This window comes from Pseudomonas sp. H3_C08 (assembly GCF_054669455.1).
Genome location: NZ_CP162803.1, coordinates 2424551 through 2440192, shown reverse-complemented (window position 1 = coordinate 2440192; position 15642 = coordinate 2424551). Strand labels below are relative to the sequence as shown.

Sequence of the window (15642 nt, the reverse complement as noted above, 5' to 3'; positions counted from 1 at the left end):
CGGAAACAGTTATTCATGTTTTTTAGATGGATTGGTCGTATCAAAGAAAGTAGAACGTCATCGCGCTGAAGTTGTCAGCTAATTAACTTGATGAGGTTCTAATATGAATGATAAGACCCGGAATAAAACCTTCTGGTCTTCGCCTGTTGCTCTTTCCGAATGGAAGAGCAGGGATGAAGCCGATGCCGTTGAGCGTCAATTGGTTTTGGCTCAACTAGAGGGGGCGTTAAGCCAATACACGGATGATCAAAAGATCAATTGGTATGGGCATGAAGTAGAGTTGCAAACCGGATCGTCGTTGTTCGAGATCTATAATCCCGGCAGTCTTTTGCTTAATGAGTTGCTTGCTACCGGCCCGGTATTCGGTGCGATTGCCAGGGAAGGCGCAAGCGATCATGACGGACTTCTGCGTGTTACGCCCGACGGCAAGATGGAAGTCCGTGCGGTCAGGGGGTGGGTGGATCTGGTCGCGGCGCGGCACTTTGAATACAGTGTTCCGACACAATCTGCACTGACGTTGATTTCGGATATAGCAAAAGTGGCCGGTGGTTATATATGGCCTGATAACGCTATAACCCTCGATCAATGGTTCCGCTTTCATGACATAAACTTGCCCGACAACAAGGCAAAGGTCAGGAATTTGATCGATTTATTCGAGTTTGATCCGCCAGTGCCAGAGCCGGGCAACTACTGGGAGCATTTTCAAACCGAAGATCCGGCATTGGTCGTATTAAGCGAGGAACAGTTTTCAGCTATTCGTAATGCGACTGCCAAGTTGATGCCCAACAGAAAACTTCTCACGGCCCTCTACAATGTTACCGGTCGCGCCGCCGTCACACATGAACGTGCGGCTCAACGGGTCATTGAACTCGTCAATCATCCGATTGCTCTGAATCTCGCCGGTGACTACCTGAAAGAACTGGGCTGGTTCGGTGTGAACGAGGGACAGCAGGCTTCCGATGACATTCTCCGGCAATTGCTGATGACGGCGATATTGCTCGACCTTGATCCATCGATTGGTCACGGCATACAGCGTAATCGCGTGGTCGGACTTGATCTGTATGCGCCGAAAAATGTTGATCGTCACCCCTCGGTCATACTTGAGGCGCTGACGGCTGTGCTGCGAACCCGACAATGGGTTGAGGCTGGTCTGGAGCTGTTGGTTGCCCACTTGCTGTTGGCACGCAACGCACCCGAGTTTCTGGTCAGGGAGATTCCCTCGTCGGTTACCTTGGGTTCGATTGGATGGATCAATTTCTGTCGCGCCGTCATGCTGGTCGAGACACTGAAATCCGGTGCGACGCGTGGCATGACCTATGCGCAGGTCATGGCGTATGGCGAACTTGAACCGGTCAGTGAGTCGCAGAAACACAAGCGTGACCTGGCCATGATTGACCCGATCGTCGATTGGGCATTGATCAACCAGATTGTGACCGCCGCTGAACTCGAGCAGGCCGAGCAAACCACTACCCGACGTGCAATTGACGCATTCGAGCGCCACTCGGAAACGTTCGCTCAAATCGCCAAGGCATTTTCGACGCCGTTACCCGACAGAGCGAAGATTGCCCGATCCGCTTTGCAAGTCGCCGCGCCAGGTTGCGACAGCCTGGACGAAAAAGCACTGTCCGAGAAAGGCGGACAGCAAGTCATGTCGATGGTCGACTTGCATCAATCAGGTGATCTGGTCACTGGCCAGTGGGATAGGCGTACCGTGCGCCTGGTCACTAACGGTGTCCTCAGGCCGGCCATCAACTACAACCCGTCCGGTGTCAGCCTTTACGCGCGTTACCCGAACCTGTTGAAGCTAGGATCCTGTGACGAGGAGATGGATCGTCAGCTGGCTGTGCATTTCGATGATTTGAACAGCGCCATGTTGTCTAGCGTGAAACTGGCTTTGGCGCAGATGCCAGAGGCGGATTTGCACGTCTTCATGAATGCCGATATTCACTTCCTGACCGTACGCGAGTCCGCCATTTATTCTAAATCGCGCGGCCTGGGCGGGCCCCTGAAAATTGATCTTGACCAGGAAACAATGCAAAGCAGAGATGCCGCCACGGGACGTTTTGGCATTGTGATGTATGCGTCTCACGAGAATGCGGACATCTGCTACGAACTGTTCACATCGCGCGCCGAGACTCGAAAAAATGACGCCTTGGCGGCTTTCATCAAGCGAGAGCGAAAACTGCGACAACGTTCAAGAATGAGTGCTAGTGCGGATCTAACGTTTCCACTGAGCATCACCGCGACGCAACTCCTGCCGCTCGATGTAAAACGCTATACCCATGCGGCTGCCGAGGACTCTTCGATCACCAGCAGCATGGCCATTATCGATAATTTTGGCCTGCTGAACGCACCGCAAGCATCGTCGACGCCAAAGTCAGGGTTCTATCAAAAATTCAACGACGCGAATATCGAACGTATCGCCACGTTTCTGGTTAAAAATCGACCTTATCTGAACAAGAACGAGCTGAGAGAACTGGTACGCGTCCCGACTCCGCTTGAACTTTCCAGGGAGGAGGGCGAACGATTGCTGACTTATTTCATCGACCTGGTGGTGCCTTTCAAAAAGTGCATCGAGGATATTGCCTCGGGTGAACATGACAAGGTCGTCGACGGAGTTTACGGATGTCTGATGGATGGCATCGGCCTGGTGGGCACGGTGACAGGAGCCACCTCCAAAGTCTTGAGCATTTCGGCGAAGGCTATTTCAACCACATCCAGGGCGGCGCGTTTTACCCGATTGGCATTCACCTCGGCCGTTTCCCTTTTCAACCCGCTGGATGGGGTGCCCTCTGGCATTCAGTCGGGCGGAAAACTGGTGAACAAGGGCTTGTTGCGTTGTAGCAAAAACAGCCATGAACTGGTTGCCAGGGCCAACAGCCAATTGCACAAACTCAGTGGTCGTCGGCAGTCCTATGATTTGCTCGGTGCGTCGCAAAGTACCCATTTGGGGTTGGGTCACTGGCAACCTCGCGGCACGCCTGGCAGCGTTGTTGTTCTGGCGGCCCGCAGTGGCAACGAATGGTACGCCTTGAACCGCCGTGGCAAGTTGTGGGGTCAACCGCTGAGCGGCTTCGCCTATCAAACGCCCTTGCAGTTGCCGTATTCGACCAAGACACTTCCCGCGAGCTACACGCGCAACTTCATCGAATCAAGTCTGCCTCGCGCTCGGGCGAAGATTGACAACGCTATTGCTGTGATCAGCCGACATGAGTTCAAGCGAGACGGCGATCTGCTGATGAAGGCACTGTTCGGTAACACGTCGCAGGTAGCGACTGATCGACTGGTGAATTATCTGCGCTTGATTCGCTTTGATTTCGCTGGCTTCTCGGTGAGCAACACGCTTCTCGATGCAGTGAAGCATAACGAGACACTCGCCTCTTTTGATGTGAACAACTACAAACGATGGAAAAGTGCCAGCTCCAACGACGCATCGGGTATTGCGTTTATCGAGATTTATACTCAAAACCTGAACAAACACTTCGTCAATCTGGGCTTCAACCATGACGTGGTGGCCGATGACCTGATCCATGAACTGTTCCATGGCAGTGCGCAGACCGTGGATGTCGGCTACGCCACGGACACAGAGCATGCAAGCCACAGCGGGCAGCGACTGGATGTAGCGCAGTTGCTGGATCTTGCGTCCGGCAACCTCCCTGTCGCGGACTCGATCGCTGGCAATCATGCGGTATCCAAGGCCTTTGAGAATGCCGACTCGCTGGCAATTGCCACTTCGTTACTGAGTCAAATGGCTACGGACAAAACGACATTCGACCGCAACATGACGATCATTCGCAGGGCGCTCGATGCCAGTGGCGGTAGAGCGATTGGTCAGCCGGTTGTGATTACGCTGAACAAACCCCGCTGACGCCAGGCACCGTCGCCAACGCTTGCCGTAAGCGTATCAGCGCCGGGTTCAAATGCTCAGTTCCAGCCGATCCCGAAACTGCTCCAGCGCTTCGGGATTGGCCAACGCATCGGTGTTTTTCACCGGCCTGCCGTGCACCACCTCGCGCACTGCAAGTTCGACAATCTTGCCGCTGATGGTGCGCGGAATGTCCGTCACCGCAACGATCTTCGCCGGTACATGCCTTGGGGTGGTATTGGCGCGGATCTCCTGACGGATGCGTTGCTCCAATGCGTCATCCAGTGCCAGCCCTTCGCGCAACTTCACAAACAGCACAACCCGCACGTCATCCTGCCACTGCTGACCGATAGCGACGCTGTCCAGCACTTCGCTGACTTTCTCGACCTGCCGATAGATCTCCGCTGTGCCAATGCGCACGCCACCCGGGTTGAGCACTGCGTCAGAGCGACCATGGATCAGCATCCCGCCGTGAGGCCGTTGCTCGGCATAATCGCCCTGTGCCCAGACCCCGGGAAACAGGCTGAAATACGATTGCCGCAATTTTGCGCCGTCCGGGTCATTCCACAGGCCAATCGGCATGGCCGGGAAATGCCGGGTGCAGACCAGTTCACCTTTTTCACCGAGCACCGGTTGGCCGGCGTCATTCCAGACTTCGACCGCCATGCCCAGGCTCTTGCCCATGATCTCGCCGCGCCGCACCGAGGACAGCGGATTGGCGTTGACGAAGCACGAAACAATATCAGTGCCGCCCGACATCGACGCCAGGCATACATCCGCTTTCAAGTCGCGATAGACGAAGTCATAGCTTTGCGGCGATAACGCTGAGCCCGTGCACAGCAGCGTCTTCAGGCTGCTCAGATCATGACTTTCCCGGGGCTTGGCGCCGCTGCTTTCCAGGGTGGCGAGAAACTTGGGGCTGGTGCCGAACACACTGATGCGCTCGTCGTCGATCAAGTCGAGCAAACGCTGGTTGTCCGGGTGAAACGGCGAGCCGTCGTACAGCACCACGGCGCTGCCGACCGCGAGCGCCGAGACCAGCCAGTTCCACATCATCCAGCCGCAGGTGGTGTAGTAGAAAAGTCGATCGCCGGGGCCGAGATCGCAATGCAGGCCGTGTTCTTTGACATGTTGCAGCAACACGCCGCCGGTGCTGTGAACGATACATTTCGGCACGCCGGTGGTGCCGCTGGAATACAGCACGTACAGCGGATGATGGAACGGCACCGGGACAAAGTCCGGTTCGCCGCCGACCTGATAAAAGTCATCCCACACAGTCACTTCGGCGGGAGTCTTGTATGCCTCGACACGGGCCTGCGGCTGGGTGTAAGGCACGATGATCAACTGCCTCAGGGTTGGCAGTTGCTCGAGTATTCCGTTGATTTTGTCGGTCTGCTCGATGACTTTGCCGGCATAGCGATAACCGGCGCAGGTGAGCAGCACCTTGGGTTCGATCTGGCCGAAGCGATCGATCACTCCATGGGTGCCGAAATCCGGCGAGGAGCACGACCAGATCGCACCGAGGCTGGTGGTGGCGAGCATCGCCACCAGGGTCTGCCAGGTATTGGGCATGCAGGCGGCGACGCGATCGCCAAGACCAACACCGGCGGCGCGCAAACCGGCTTGAAATCCGGCGACATGCTCGGCGAGTTCGGCCCAGGTCAGCTGCTCGCGTTGACCGTTCTCCGCCACGCTGATCACCGCCACGGCATCGTCACGCCGCCGCAGCAGGTGTTCGGCGAAGTTCAGCGTGGCGCCTGGAAACCACTCGGCGTCGGGCATCTTTGAGCCTTCACGCAGCACGGCATCGGGTTGCGTGTGGAAGCGGATATCGAAGAAATCGACAATCGCCTGCCAGAATTCCGCGCGCTGCTCGACGCTCCATTGGTGCAGGGCAGGGTAATCGTCGACTTTCAGTGAATGGCGTTGATTGACCGCACGACGGAAGGTGTCCATGCGCGACTGGGCGATACGGTTGGCGTCGGGTTGCCAGAGGATGTCGGACATTGTTTGCCTCTTGTTTTATTCATGCACAAGGTCGAGCGCACACATAGCACCTGTGGGAGCGAGCCTGCTCGCGATAGCGGTGTGCCAGAACGGTAAAATTTAACTGACACAAAGCTATCGCGAGCAGGCTCACTCCTACCGGGACGCAGCATTACTGCGCCAACCACCCACCATCAATATTCCACGCCGCGCCGCGCACCTGGCTGCCAGCCTCGCTGCACAAAAACAACACCAGTTCGCCCAGATGCTGCGGCGTCACGAATTCCAGCGATGGTTGCTTCTCGGCCAGCAAATCATGCTGCGCCTGCTGCGGATCGACCCCCTTGGCCGCACGGTCGTCGATCTGCTTCTGCACCAGTGGCGTGAGCACCCAGCCCGGGCAGATCGCGTTGCAGGTGACATTGCTGGTCGCGGTTTCCAGGCCGACCACTTTGGTCAAGCCGATCACGCCGTGCTTGGCGGCGACATATGCCGCTTTGCCGGTCGAGCCGACCTGGCCATGCACGGAGGCGATGTTGATGATCCGCCCCCAGCCTTTGGCGCGCATTCCCGGCAAGCTCAAACGCGTGCTGTGAAACACCGAAGACAGGTTGATGGCAATGATCGAGTCCCAGCGCTCGACCGGAAAATCCTCCACGGCGGCGACGTGCTGGATGCCGGCGTTGTTGACCAGAATGTCGACACCGCCGAATTCGCGCTCGGCGTAATTGATCATGTCGGCGATCTGCGCCGGGTCACTGACATCGGCCGGATGATGGCCGACCATGCCGCCGAACCGGGCGACTTCGGCGATGACTTTCGACGCGTCGCCAAAACCATTGAGAATCAGATTCGCGCCAGCCTTGGCCAGGCTCAGTGCGATGCCCAGACCAATGCCGCTGGTGGAACCAGTCACCAGCGCGGTCTTGCCGGAAAGAGTCGTCATGAATACCTCACACAATGCCAGTGGCGTAGAAGGTGCCGATCACTACGAAAACCGCCAGGGTCTTGATCAGCGTAATACAGAAAATGTCTTTGTAGGCTTCGCGGTGGGTCAGGCCCGTCACCGCGAGCAAGGTGATGACCGCACCGTTGTGCGGCAGGGTGTCCATGCCGCCACTGGCCATCGCGGCGACGCGGTGCAGCACTTCCAGCGGAATGTTCGCGGCGTGGGCCGCACTGATGAACTGCTCGGACATCGCCGCCAGCGCAATGCTCATGCCGCCGGAAGCGGAACCGGTGATACCGGCCAAAAGGGTCACGGTGATGGCTTCGTTAACCAGCGGATTGGGAATCTGCTTGAGCCAGTCCGCCAGCACCAAAAAGCCTGGCAGCGACGCGATCACCGCGCCGAAGCCATACTCCGAGGCGGTATTCATCGCCGCCAGTAATGCGCCGCTTACGGCACTTTTGCTGCCTTCGGCGAGCTTGCTGCGAATCGCCTGAAAGCCAAACGCCAGCACCATCAGAATGCCGACCAGCAAAGCCGCCTGCACGGCCCAGATCGCCGTCAGTTTGGCGATCTCGGTGGTCACCGGAGCCGCCATGCCCGGCAGCGCGAGACTGTGGGTCTTGCCGTACCACTGCGGAATCCATTGGGTGAACAGCAGGTTCATGATGCCCACCGCCAGCAATGGCGACAGGGCAAGCCATGGGTTTGGCAGTTTCAGATCTTCAGCGGTTTCCGGCTCGTTGCGCAATTCAGTGCCGTAGCCTTCGCCAGCACGTTGCGCCTTGTTGCGTTGCCGCTGCAAAAACAGCATGCCGGTGCAGAACACGAAAATCGTGCCGATCACCCCCAGCCACGGCGCCGCCCATGCGGTGGTGTTGAAAAAGGTGCTGGGGATGATGTTCTGGATCTGCGGCGTGCCCGGCAGGGCGTCCATGGTGAACGAGAAAGCGCCGAGAGCGATGGTGGCCGGGATCAGCCGCTTGGGGATATTGCTCTGGCGGAACATCTCGGCAGCAAACGGATAGACCGCGAAGACCACCACGAACAGCGACACGCCGCCGTAAGTAAGCAGAGCGCAGACCAGCACGATCACCAGCATCGCTTGCTTGGTGCCGAGCAAGCGAATGGCCGCCGCGACAATCGAACGGGAGAAGCCCGACAGTTCGATCAACTTGCCGAACACGGCACCGAGCAGGAATACAGGGAAATACAGTTTGATGAAGCCGACCATTTTCTCCATGAACACCCCGGTGAACGCAGGGGCGACGGCGGAAGGGTCGGTGAGCAGAACCGCGCCGAGGGCGGCAATCGGGGCGAAGAGGATAACGCTGTAGCCACGGTAGGCGGCCAGCATTAGCAGCGCCAGGGCTGCCAAGGCAATGATCACACTCATGGTGTGTCTCTCCAGAATTGTTATTTTTGTGGGTAGAACGGGTGTGGGAGAGGTGTTAGCGAGATCTGTGCCAGATACGTAAGCAATTGAAATATATGAAGTTAATCTGAGTGATTGAGTGGCGAATGAGTTGTTTGTCTCTGTTTTGAGATGGTGTTGATCGATTTGGCGTCATCGCGAGCAGGCTCACTCCTACAGGGGGGATGTGTACACCGGTAAAACTGTAGGAGTGAGCCTGCTCGCGATGAGTGCGAAGCACTCCTTTGTGCATATCTACATATAGAGATTAACGTCTCTATATGGAGATTCAGGCGATTCCCAACGCCACCATTTTCTTGTACAACGTCGACCGCCCAAGCCCCAGTCGAGCCGCCGCTTCCGGCACGTTTCCCGCGCATTGCACAAGGGTCGACTGAATCAGTTGCCGGTCGAAACGCGCCCGCGCCTCGGTGAACGTCTCAGACACCGACGCTTCAGCCATTGGCGTCAGCGCACGCTCGACCGGCGTCAACGTGCCAATCGCCGCACGAATATCCTGCTCGGTCAGCATCAAGTCATCACTGAGCAACGCCGCTCGCTCCAGCACATTGCGCAGTTCGCGAATGTTCCCCGGCCACGCGTGCTGTCCGAGCAATGCCAGCGCATCACCGTGCAGTTCATGCTGGCTGCGCAGTTCTTCAAGAATGGCTTCGCTGAGCGCTGGCAGGTCATCAAGACGTTCACGTAGCGCCGGCACTTGAATCGGCAACACATTGAGGCGGTAGTACAAGTCGGCGCGGAACTCACCGCGTTTGATCGCCGCTTGCAGATCGGTCGAAGTCGCGGCAATCACCCGAACGTCACTCTGAATCACGTCGTTGGAACCGACCGGTTCGAACTCCTTTTCCTGCAACACGCGCAGCAGCTTGCTCTGCAAGGGCAGCGGCATGTCGCCGATCTCGTCGAGGAATAACGTGCCGCCCTGGGCGATTTGCAACTTGCCGGTGCGACCCTTGCGGTCGGCGCCGGTGAACGCGCCCGGTGCCGTGCCGAAAAATTCCGCCTCCAGCAGTGCCTCGGGAATTGCCGCGCTGTTGATGCTGACGAATGCTTTGTGCGCCCGTGGCGAGGCACTGTGAATCGCTTGGGCCAGCAGCTCTTTGCCGGTGCCGGTTTCACCGAGCAGCAACACCGGTGACTCGGCGCTGGCACTGCGCCGGGCGCGGCGTTTGACTTCAAGACTGGCGGCGCTGGTGCCGATGAAATGGGCGAAGTTGTATTTGGTCTGCCGGGCGCGCAGCAGAGAACGGGTCGAGGCCAGTTCTTCCTGCATGCTCAAGTAGCGTTTGAGCATCGGCGACAACGTGCGCAACTCGTCGAACAGGGCAAAACCGATCGCGCCGATCACCGTGCCGGCGTCATCGTGGATCGGCAGGCGCATCACCACCAAAGGCTCCTTCGGCGTGTCCTGCATGTCCAGAAGAATAGGGCGACCGGTGCGCACGACTTCCCGCAACAGGCTGCCGGGAATCACGCTTTCACAGGGTTTGCCGATCGCGCCTGCAGCCGATTCAAGACCGAAACGCCGAGCGTAGCGCTCGTTCATCCAGACGATGTTGGCATCGCGATCGACAATCACCGTGCCTTCGCTGGACTGCTCGATGATCTCGAACAGCGAACGGATTGCCAGGGTGCGCACCCGTTGGTAGTCCTTGAGGCTTTCGGTGGTGTTCATGGAGGCTGATCCTGATTGTATGTTGCCTGTGCCGGCCCTTTCGCGAGCAAGCTCGCTCCCACAGTAGATTGGGTCGTGGCCAAATTTTGTGTCCGGCGTGAACCTTGTGGGAGCGAGCCTGCTCGCGAAAGCCTCGACCCGGTTTCACGCCGAACACATATGACGCCTACCCCGGATGCGCCGCCGCCAACAGCTCTTTGGTGTACGGATGCTGCGGCGCATCAAACACCTCATGGCTGGCGCCACGCTCGACCACTTTGCCGTCCTTGATCACGATCATGTCGTGGGCCAGGGCGCGCACCACCGCCAGATCGTGGCTGATGAACAGATAGGTCAGACCGTGTTTTTCCTGAAGCTGGCGGAGCAGGGCGACCACTTGTTTCTGCACCGTGCGATCCAGCGCCGACGTCGGCTCATCAAGCAGGATCAGCGCCGGTTTCAGCACCAGAGCTCGGGCGATAGCGATGCGTTGGCGCTGGCCACCGGAGAATTCGTGGGGATAGCGATGGCGACTTTGCGGGTCGAGACCGACCTCTTTGAGTACACGGATGACTTGCTCATCGCATTCATCAGCCGTCGACTCGCAGTGCACTTCCAGGCCTTCGCTGATGATCTGCGCGACTGACATGCGCGGGCTGAGGCTGCCGAACGGATCCTGAAACACCACCTGCATCTGGCGGCGCCATGGGCGCATTTGCTTCTGACTGAGACCGTCGAGTGCCTCGCCCTGAAAGCGGATACTGCCTTCGGAGTCGAGCAGACGCAGGATCGCCTGACCCAGCGTCGACTTGCCCGAACCCGACTCGCCGACGATGCCCAGCGTCTTGCCACGCTGGATGCTCAGGCTGATGCCATCCACCGCCCGCAGGTACTGCTTACGCTGGAACAGACCGCCACCGACGACAAACTCAACCTTGAGATCGTCAACTTCCAGCACGTTTTCGCGCTCATCCCGAGGCAGTGCTTCGCCTTCGGGTTCGGCGTTGAGCAGCACGCAGCTGTAAGGATGCTTCGGTTCGGTAAACAGGGTTTCGCAGGGTGCCTGCTCGACGATTTCCCCGGCCTTCATCACGCACACGCGTTGCGCAATGCTGCGCACCAGATTGAGGTCATGGCTGATCAGCAGCAGCGACATGCCCAGGCGCTGTTGCAGGGATTTGAGCAGCAGCAGGATCTTGCGCTGCACGGTCACGTCAAGCGCGGTGGTCGGTTCGTCGGCGATCAACAGCTCCGGTTCGCAGGCCAGGGCCATGGCGATCATCACCCGTTGTCGTTGTCCGCCGGAAAGTTGATGCGGGTAAGCCTTGAGGCGTTCCTTGGGCTTCTGGATGCCCACCAGTCCGAGCAGTTCGAGGATCCGCGCCTGCGCCGCTTTGCCGCCGAGGCCACGGTGCAGCAGCAGGGTTTCGCCGATCTGTTTTTCGATGGTGTGCAGCGGATTCAGCGAGGTCATCGGTTCCTGAAAAATCATGGCGATGCGGTTGCCACGCAGTTCGCGCAAGACTTTGGGATCGGCGCCGATCAGTTCCTGTCCGCGATAGCGAATGCTGCCAGTGGTTTGCGCTTCGCTTTCGGGCAGCAATTGCAGAATCGAATGGGCAGTCACCGATTTGCCTGAACCCGACTCGCCAACCAGGGCCAGACACTCACCGGGGCGAATGTCCAGGCACAGGTCGCGCACCACGCTCTGGTCATGGAAGGCAACGTTGAGGTTACGGATTTCAATCAGGTTGTCAGTCATGGCCACGCTTCAGGATCGAGGGTCGAACGCGTCACGCAACGCTTCGCCGATGAACACCAATAAAGAAAGAATCAGCGCCAGGGTGAAAAATGCCGTCAACCCGAGCCAAGGCGCTTGCAGATTCTGTTTGCCCTGACCGATCAACTCACCCAGCGAAGCACTGCCGGCGGGCATGCCGAAACCGAGGAAATCCAGTGCGGTAAGGGTGGAGATGGCACCGGTCAGAATGAACGGCAAGTAGCTGAGTGTCGCGTTCATCGCATTGGGCAGTATGTGCCTGAAAATCACCTTGCGGTCGCTCAGGCCCAGCGCACGAGCAGCTTTGACGTACTCCAGATTGCGCCCGCGCAGGAACTCGGCGCGCACCACATCCACCAGCGCCAGCCATGAGAACAGCGCCATGATCCCCAGCAGCCACCAGAAATTCGGCTCGACGAAACCGGAGAGGATGATCAGCAGGTACAACACTGGCAGCCCCGACCAGACTTCCAGCAAGCGCTGCCCGAGCAAATCGACCCAGCCACCGTAGTAGCCCTGCAATGCCCCGGCGGCGATGCCGATCAGAGCGCTGACAAAGGTCAGCATCAAGGCAAACAGAATCGACACCCGAGCACCGAAAATCACCCGCGCGAGCACGTCTCGCGCCTGATCATCAGTGCCCAGCCAGTTGACCGCCGTCGGCGGGCTCGGCGCCGGTTTGTTGAGGTCGTAGTTCGGCGTGTCATCGCTGAACGGAATCGGCGGGAACAGCAGCCAGCCACCGTCTTTGCGAATCAGGTTCTGCACATAGTCGCTGCGGTAATCGGCCTGGAACGGCAACTGTCCGCCGAACTCCTGCTCGGTGTGGCGCTTGAACACCGGGAAGTACCACTGGTCCTGATAGCTGACGACCAGAGGCTTGTCGTTGGCGATCAACTCACCACCCAGTGTCACCACAAACAGGCCGATAAACAGCCATAACGACCACCAGCCACGACGGTTTTTCTTGAAGCGCTCGAAGCGCCGGCGGCCCAGAGGCGAGAGCTTGAACATCAGGCGTTCCTCGCGGCGAAGTCGATGCGCGGGTCGACCAGCGTGTAGCACAGGTCACCCACCAGTTTTATCAGCAGGCCGAAGAGGGTAAAGATGAACAGCGAACCAAACACCACCGGATAGTCCCGCGAAACTGCTGCTTCGTAGCTCATGCGCCCAAGACCATCGAGGGAGAAGATCACTTCGATCAGCAAGGAACCGGCGAAGAACACACTGATGAATGCCTGAGGAATGCCGGACACCACCAGCAGCATCGCGTTGCGGAACACATGGCCGTACAGCACGCGACGCTCGCTCAGGCCTTTGGCGCGCGCGGTCACCACATACTGGCGGGTGATTTCATTGAGAAACGAGTTCTTGGTCAGGATGGTCAGCGTGGCGAAACCGCCGATCACCAGCGCCGTGACCGGCAGCACCAGGTGCCAGAAGTAGTCAGCGATTTTGCCGAGGGTCGACAGCGATTCGAAGTTGTCCGACACCAGGCCACGCACCGGAAACCAGTTCAGCGACGTGCCGCCGGCAAACACCACGATCAGGAACATCGCAAACAGAAACGCCGGCATCGCGTAGCCGATGATGATCGCCGTGCTGCTCCAGATATCGAAATGACTGCCATGGTGCACGGCCTTGCGGATCCCCAGCGGGATCGACACCAGATAGGTGATCAGTGTCGCCCATAGCCCGAGGGAAATGGTCACCGGCATTTTTTCCAGGATCAGGTCGGTGACTGTCGCGCCACGGAAAAAGCTTTTGCCGAAATCCAGTTGTGCGTAGTTCTTCAGCATCAGCCACAAACGTTCATGGGCCGGTTTGTCGAAGCCGTACTGTTTTTCGATGTCCTTGATCAGTTGCGGATCGAGGCCGCGACTGGCGCGGGAAGTACCGCTCATGGTTTCGCTGGCGCCGCCGCCGACACTGGCGCCGCCGATCCCTTGCAGGTGAGCGATGGCCTGTTCCACCGGACCGCCGGGCGCGGCCTGGATAATCACGAAATTGACCAGCAGAATGATCACCAGCGTCGGGATGATCAGCAGCAGGCGCCGCAGTATGTAACCCCACATCAGTGCGGCCCTCCGGGTCTGCCACGGGCAATTTTTTCCGCGGTCATCTGCTGATTGGTCAGCGGTGTGCTGCTGATTTCCCACCAGCTCTCGATGGCTTCGTCATTGCTGGCTTGCACCGACGGTATGCCGAAGCGGTTCCACCACACGGTCGAGGTGCCCGGTGGATAGTAGTTGGGAATCCAGTAGTAATTCCATTGCAGGACCCGGTCCAGGGCGTGCGCGTAATGCAGCATGTCGGACTGGGTGGAGGCGCGGATCAGGCCGTTGATCAACGTATCCACGGCAGAATTTTTCAACACCATGTAGTTGTTCGCGCCTGGGTCGTTGGCCGACGCGGAGGCGAAGTAATTGAGCAATTCGCCCCCCGGCGAGGTGCTGACCGGGTAGCCGGTGACGATCATGTCGTAGTCGCGGCTCATCAAGCGATTGACGTATTGCGAGGAGTCGATACGGCGGATGTTCAGATCGATGCCGATCTGTTTCAGCGTGCGCTTGTACGGCAGCAGCAAGCGATCCATGCCGTTCTGGCTGACCAGGAAGGTGAAGCTCAGTGGTTCGCCCTGGGCGTTCACCAACTGATCGCCATCCGGTTTCCAGCCCGCCTGTTCGAGCAGTTCGAGGGCCTGCAACTGTTTGTCACGGATGACACCGCTGCCATCGGTTTTCGGCGCCTCGAAGACTTTAGTGAAAACCTCTTCGGGAACCTGGCCGCGCAGCGGTTCGAGGATTTTCAGTTCCTGCGCATCGGGCAGTTCGCTTGCCGCCAGTTGCGTGTTGGAAAAGTAGCTCTGCTGGCGGATATACATACCGCGCATCATCTGCCGGTTGCTCCACTCGAAGTCCCACAGCATGGCCAGTGCCTGGCGTACGCGGCGATCGGCGAACATGGGTTTCTGCAGATTGAACACAAAGCCTTGGGCCGACTGGGGAGCCTCGGTGGCCAGATGCGCCTTTTGCAAACGCCCATCGCTTAGTGCCGGGCTGTCGTAGCCGATTGAATAGCCGGTGGCCGAGAACTCGCGGTTGTAGTCATAAGCGCCACCGCGCAGCACTTGGCGGGCGACGTCGGTATCACCGAAGTACTCGATGCTGAAATGATCGAAATTGTACAAGCCACGACTGACCGGCAGATCCTTGCCCCACCAGTCGGCGTTGCGTTCAAACGTGATACTGCGCCCCGAATCGACCTTGCCGACTCGATACGGGCCGCTGCCCAAGGGGGCTTCATAACCGCCGCCGCCGGCGAAATCGCGACTCTTCCACCAATGCTCGGGGAATACCGGCAGGGTCGCGATGTCCAGTGGCAGGGTGCGGTTTTCATTACTCTTGAAATCGAAGCGCACGGTTAGCGGCGCTTCGACTTCGACGCCTTTGACGTCGGCAAACTGGGTGCGATAACGCAGGCTGCCCTGGGTCATCAATAAATCGTAGGTGTAACGCACGTCTTCGGCGGTGATCGCTTTGCCGTCGGCGAAGCGTGCCTTGGGATTGATGTAGAAGCGCAGCGACAGACCATCGTCCGAGCGTTCCATCTTTTGCGCGACCAGACCGTAGACCGTGTAAGGCTCGTCGAGCGAACGCTGGGCCAGCGGCGAATAGAGCAAGCCATCGATCTGAGTGACGCCGATGCCTTTGTCTATATAAGGAAGGACATGGTCGAAGTGGCCGATCTCGATGGCCGAGCGGCGCATTGTCCCGCCCTTTGGCGCTTGCAGGTTGGTGTAGTCGAAATGACTGAAACCGGCAGGATACTTGGCAGGCTCGCCATAAACGGTCAACGCGTGTTGCGGTGCAGCGTTTGCGCCGATGGCGCCCGTCAACAGGGCGAGGGCGGTGAGCATCAATGTGGGGAAAACCAGTCGCATTGTCAGCCTTGGAACCGGGAAATCGATAAG

9 protein-coding genes are annotated in these 15642 nt (G+C 58.4%); 1 reads left to right on the top strand and 8 read right to left on the bottom strand.

Annotation, left to right across the window (positions count from 1 at the left end; all coding sequences use genetic code 11):
• Positions 1-103 precede the first annotated feature (103 nt).
• Positions 104-3868 carry a hypothetical protein gene (locus AB4N74_RS11310; RefSeq protein ID WP_460100204.1) on the top strand — a complete coding sequence of 1255 codons (3765 nt, stop codon included), beginning with the start codon at positions 104-106 and terminating at the stop codon, positions 3866-3868.
• 48 nt (positions 3869-3916) lie between these two features.
• On the opposite strand, the gene AB4N74_RS11305 is transcribed toward AB4N74_RS11310, so the two are convergent.
• From AB4N74_RS11305 to AB4N74_RS11270, 8 genes are all read right to left on the bottom strand, one after another.
• Entirely contained in the window at positions 3917-5872 is a 1956-nt protein-coding gene (locus tag AB4N74_RS11305) for an acetoacetate--CoA ligase (protein WP_460100201.1), read from the bottom strand.
• A 151-nt stretch (positions 5873-6023) separates the two neighbouring features.
• Entirely contained in the window at positions 6024-6797 is a 774-nt protein-coding gene (gene hbdH, locus AB4N74_RS11300; RefSeq protein ID WP_093430959.1) for a 3-hydroxybutyrate dehydrogenase, read from the bottom strand.
• A gap of 7 nt (positions 6798-6804) precedes the next feature.
• Positions 6805-8196 (bottom strand): GntP family permease, encoded by a 1392-nt coding sequence (locus AB4N74_RS11295; protein WP_093430962.1) that lies wholly within the window; start codon positions 8194-8196, stop codon positions 6805-6807.
• Positions 8197-8503: 307 nt separating this feature from the next.
• Positions 8504-9910: a sigma-54 interaction domain-containing protein gene (locus tag AB4N74_RS11290; RefSeq protein WP_099756428.1), complete on the bottom strand. Its 1407-nt coding sequence runs from the start codon at positions 9908-9910 to the stop codon at positions 8504-8506.
• Between the two features lie 166 nt (positions 9911-10076).
• A complete protein-coding gene (locus tag AB4N74_RS11285) occupies positions 10077-11651 on the bottom strand; it encodes an ABC transporter ATP-binding protein (protein WP_093430968.1) in 1575 nt (524 codons plus the stop codon).
• A 9-nt stretch (positions 11652-11660) separates the two neighbouring features.
• The gene (locus tag AB4N74_RS11280) at positions 11661-12683 is read right to left on the bottom strand and encodes an ABC transporter permease (RefSeq protein WP_093430971.1); all 1023 of its coding nucleotides are present in this window, start codon (positions 12681-12683) and stop codon (positions 11661-11663) included.
• Positions 12683-13744: a microcin C ABC transporter permease YejB gene (locus tag AB4N74_RS11275; protein WP_034154280.1), complete on the bottom strand. Its 1062-nt coding sequence runs from the start codon at positions 13742-13744 to the stop codon at positions 12683-12685. The genes AB4N74_RS11280 and AB4N74_RS11275 overlap by 1 nt, the downstream gene beginning before the upstream one ends.
• Positions 13744-15612, bottom strand: coding sequence for an extracellular solute-binding protein (locus AB4N74_RS11270; RefSeq protein ID WP_460100195.1), 1869 nt, complete (start codon positions 15610-15612; stop codon positions 13744-13746). Before AB4N74_RS11270 ends, AB4N74_RS11275 begins: the two co-directional genes overlap by 1 nt.
• Between the last annotated feature and the right edge of the window lie 30 nt (positions 15613-15642).

Coding starts and splice junctions, on each gene's coding strand:
- AB4N74_RS11310 (WP_460100204.1), top strand. CDS start 104: ATGAATGATAAGACCCGGAATAAAACCTTCTGGTCTTCGCCTGTTGCT.
- AB4N74_RS11305 (WP_460100201.1), bottom strand. CDS start 5,872: ATGTCCGACATCCTCTGGCAACCCGACGCCAACCGTATCGCCCAGTCG.
- hbdH (WP_093430959.1), bottom strand. CDS start 6,797: ATGACGACTCTTTCCGGCAAGACCGCGCTGGTGACTGGTTCCACCAGC.
- AB4N74_RS11295 (WP_093430962.1), bottom strand. CDS start 8,196: ATGAGTGTGATCATTGCCTTGGCAGCCCTGGCGCTGCTAATGCTGGCC.
- AB4N74_RS11290 (WP_099756428.1), bottom strand. CDS start 9,910: ATGAACACCACCGAAAGCCTCAAGGACTACCAACGGGTGCGCACCCTG.
- AB4N74_RS11285 (WP_093430968.1), bottom strand. CDS start 11,651: ATGACTGACAACCTGATTGAAATCCGTAACCTCAACGTTGCCTTCCAT.
- AB4N74_RS11280 (WP_093430971.1), bottom strand. CDS start 12,683: ATGTTCAAGCTCTCGCCTCTGGGCCGCCGGCGCTTCGAGCGCTTCAAG.
- AB4N74_RS11275 (WP_034154280.1), bottom strand. CDS start 13,744: ATGTGGGGTTACATACTGCGGCGCCTGCTGCTGATCATCCCGACGCTG.
- AB4N74_RS11270 (WP_460100195.1), bottom strand. CDS start 15,612: ATGCGACTGGTTTTCCCCACATTGATGCTCACCGCCCTCGCCCTGTTG.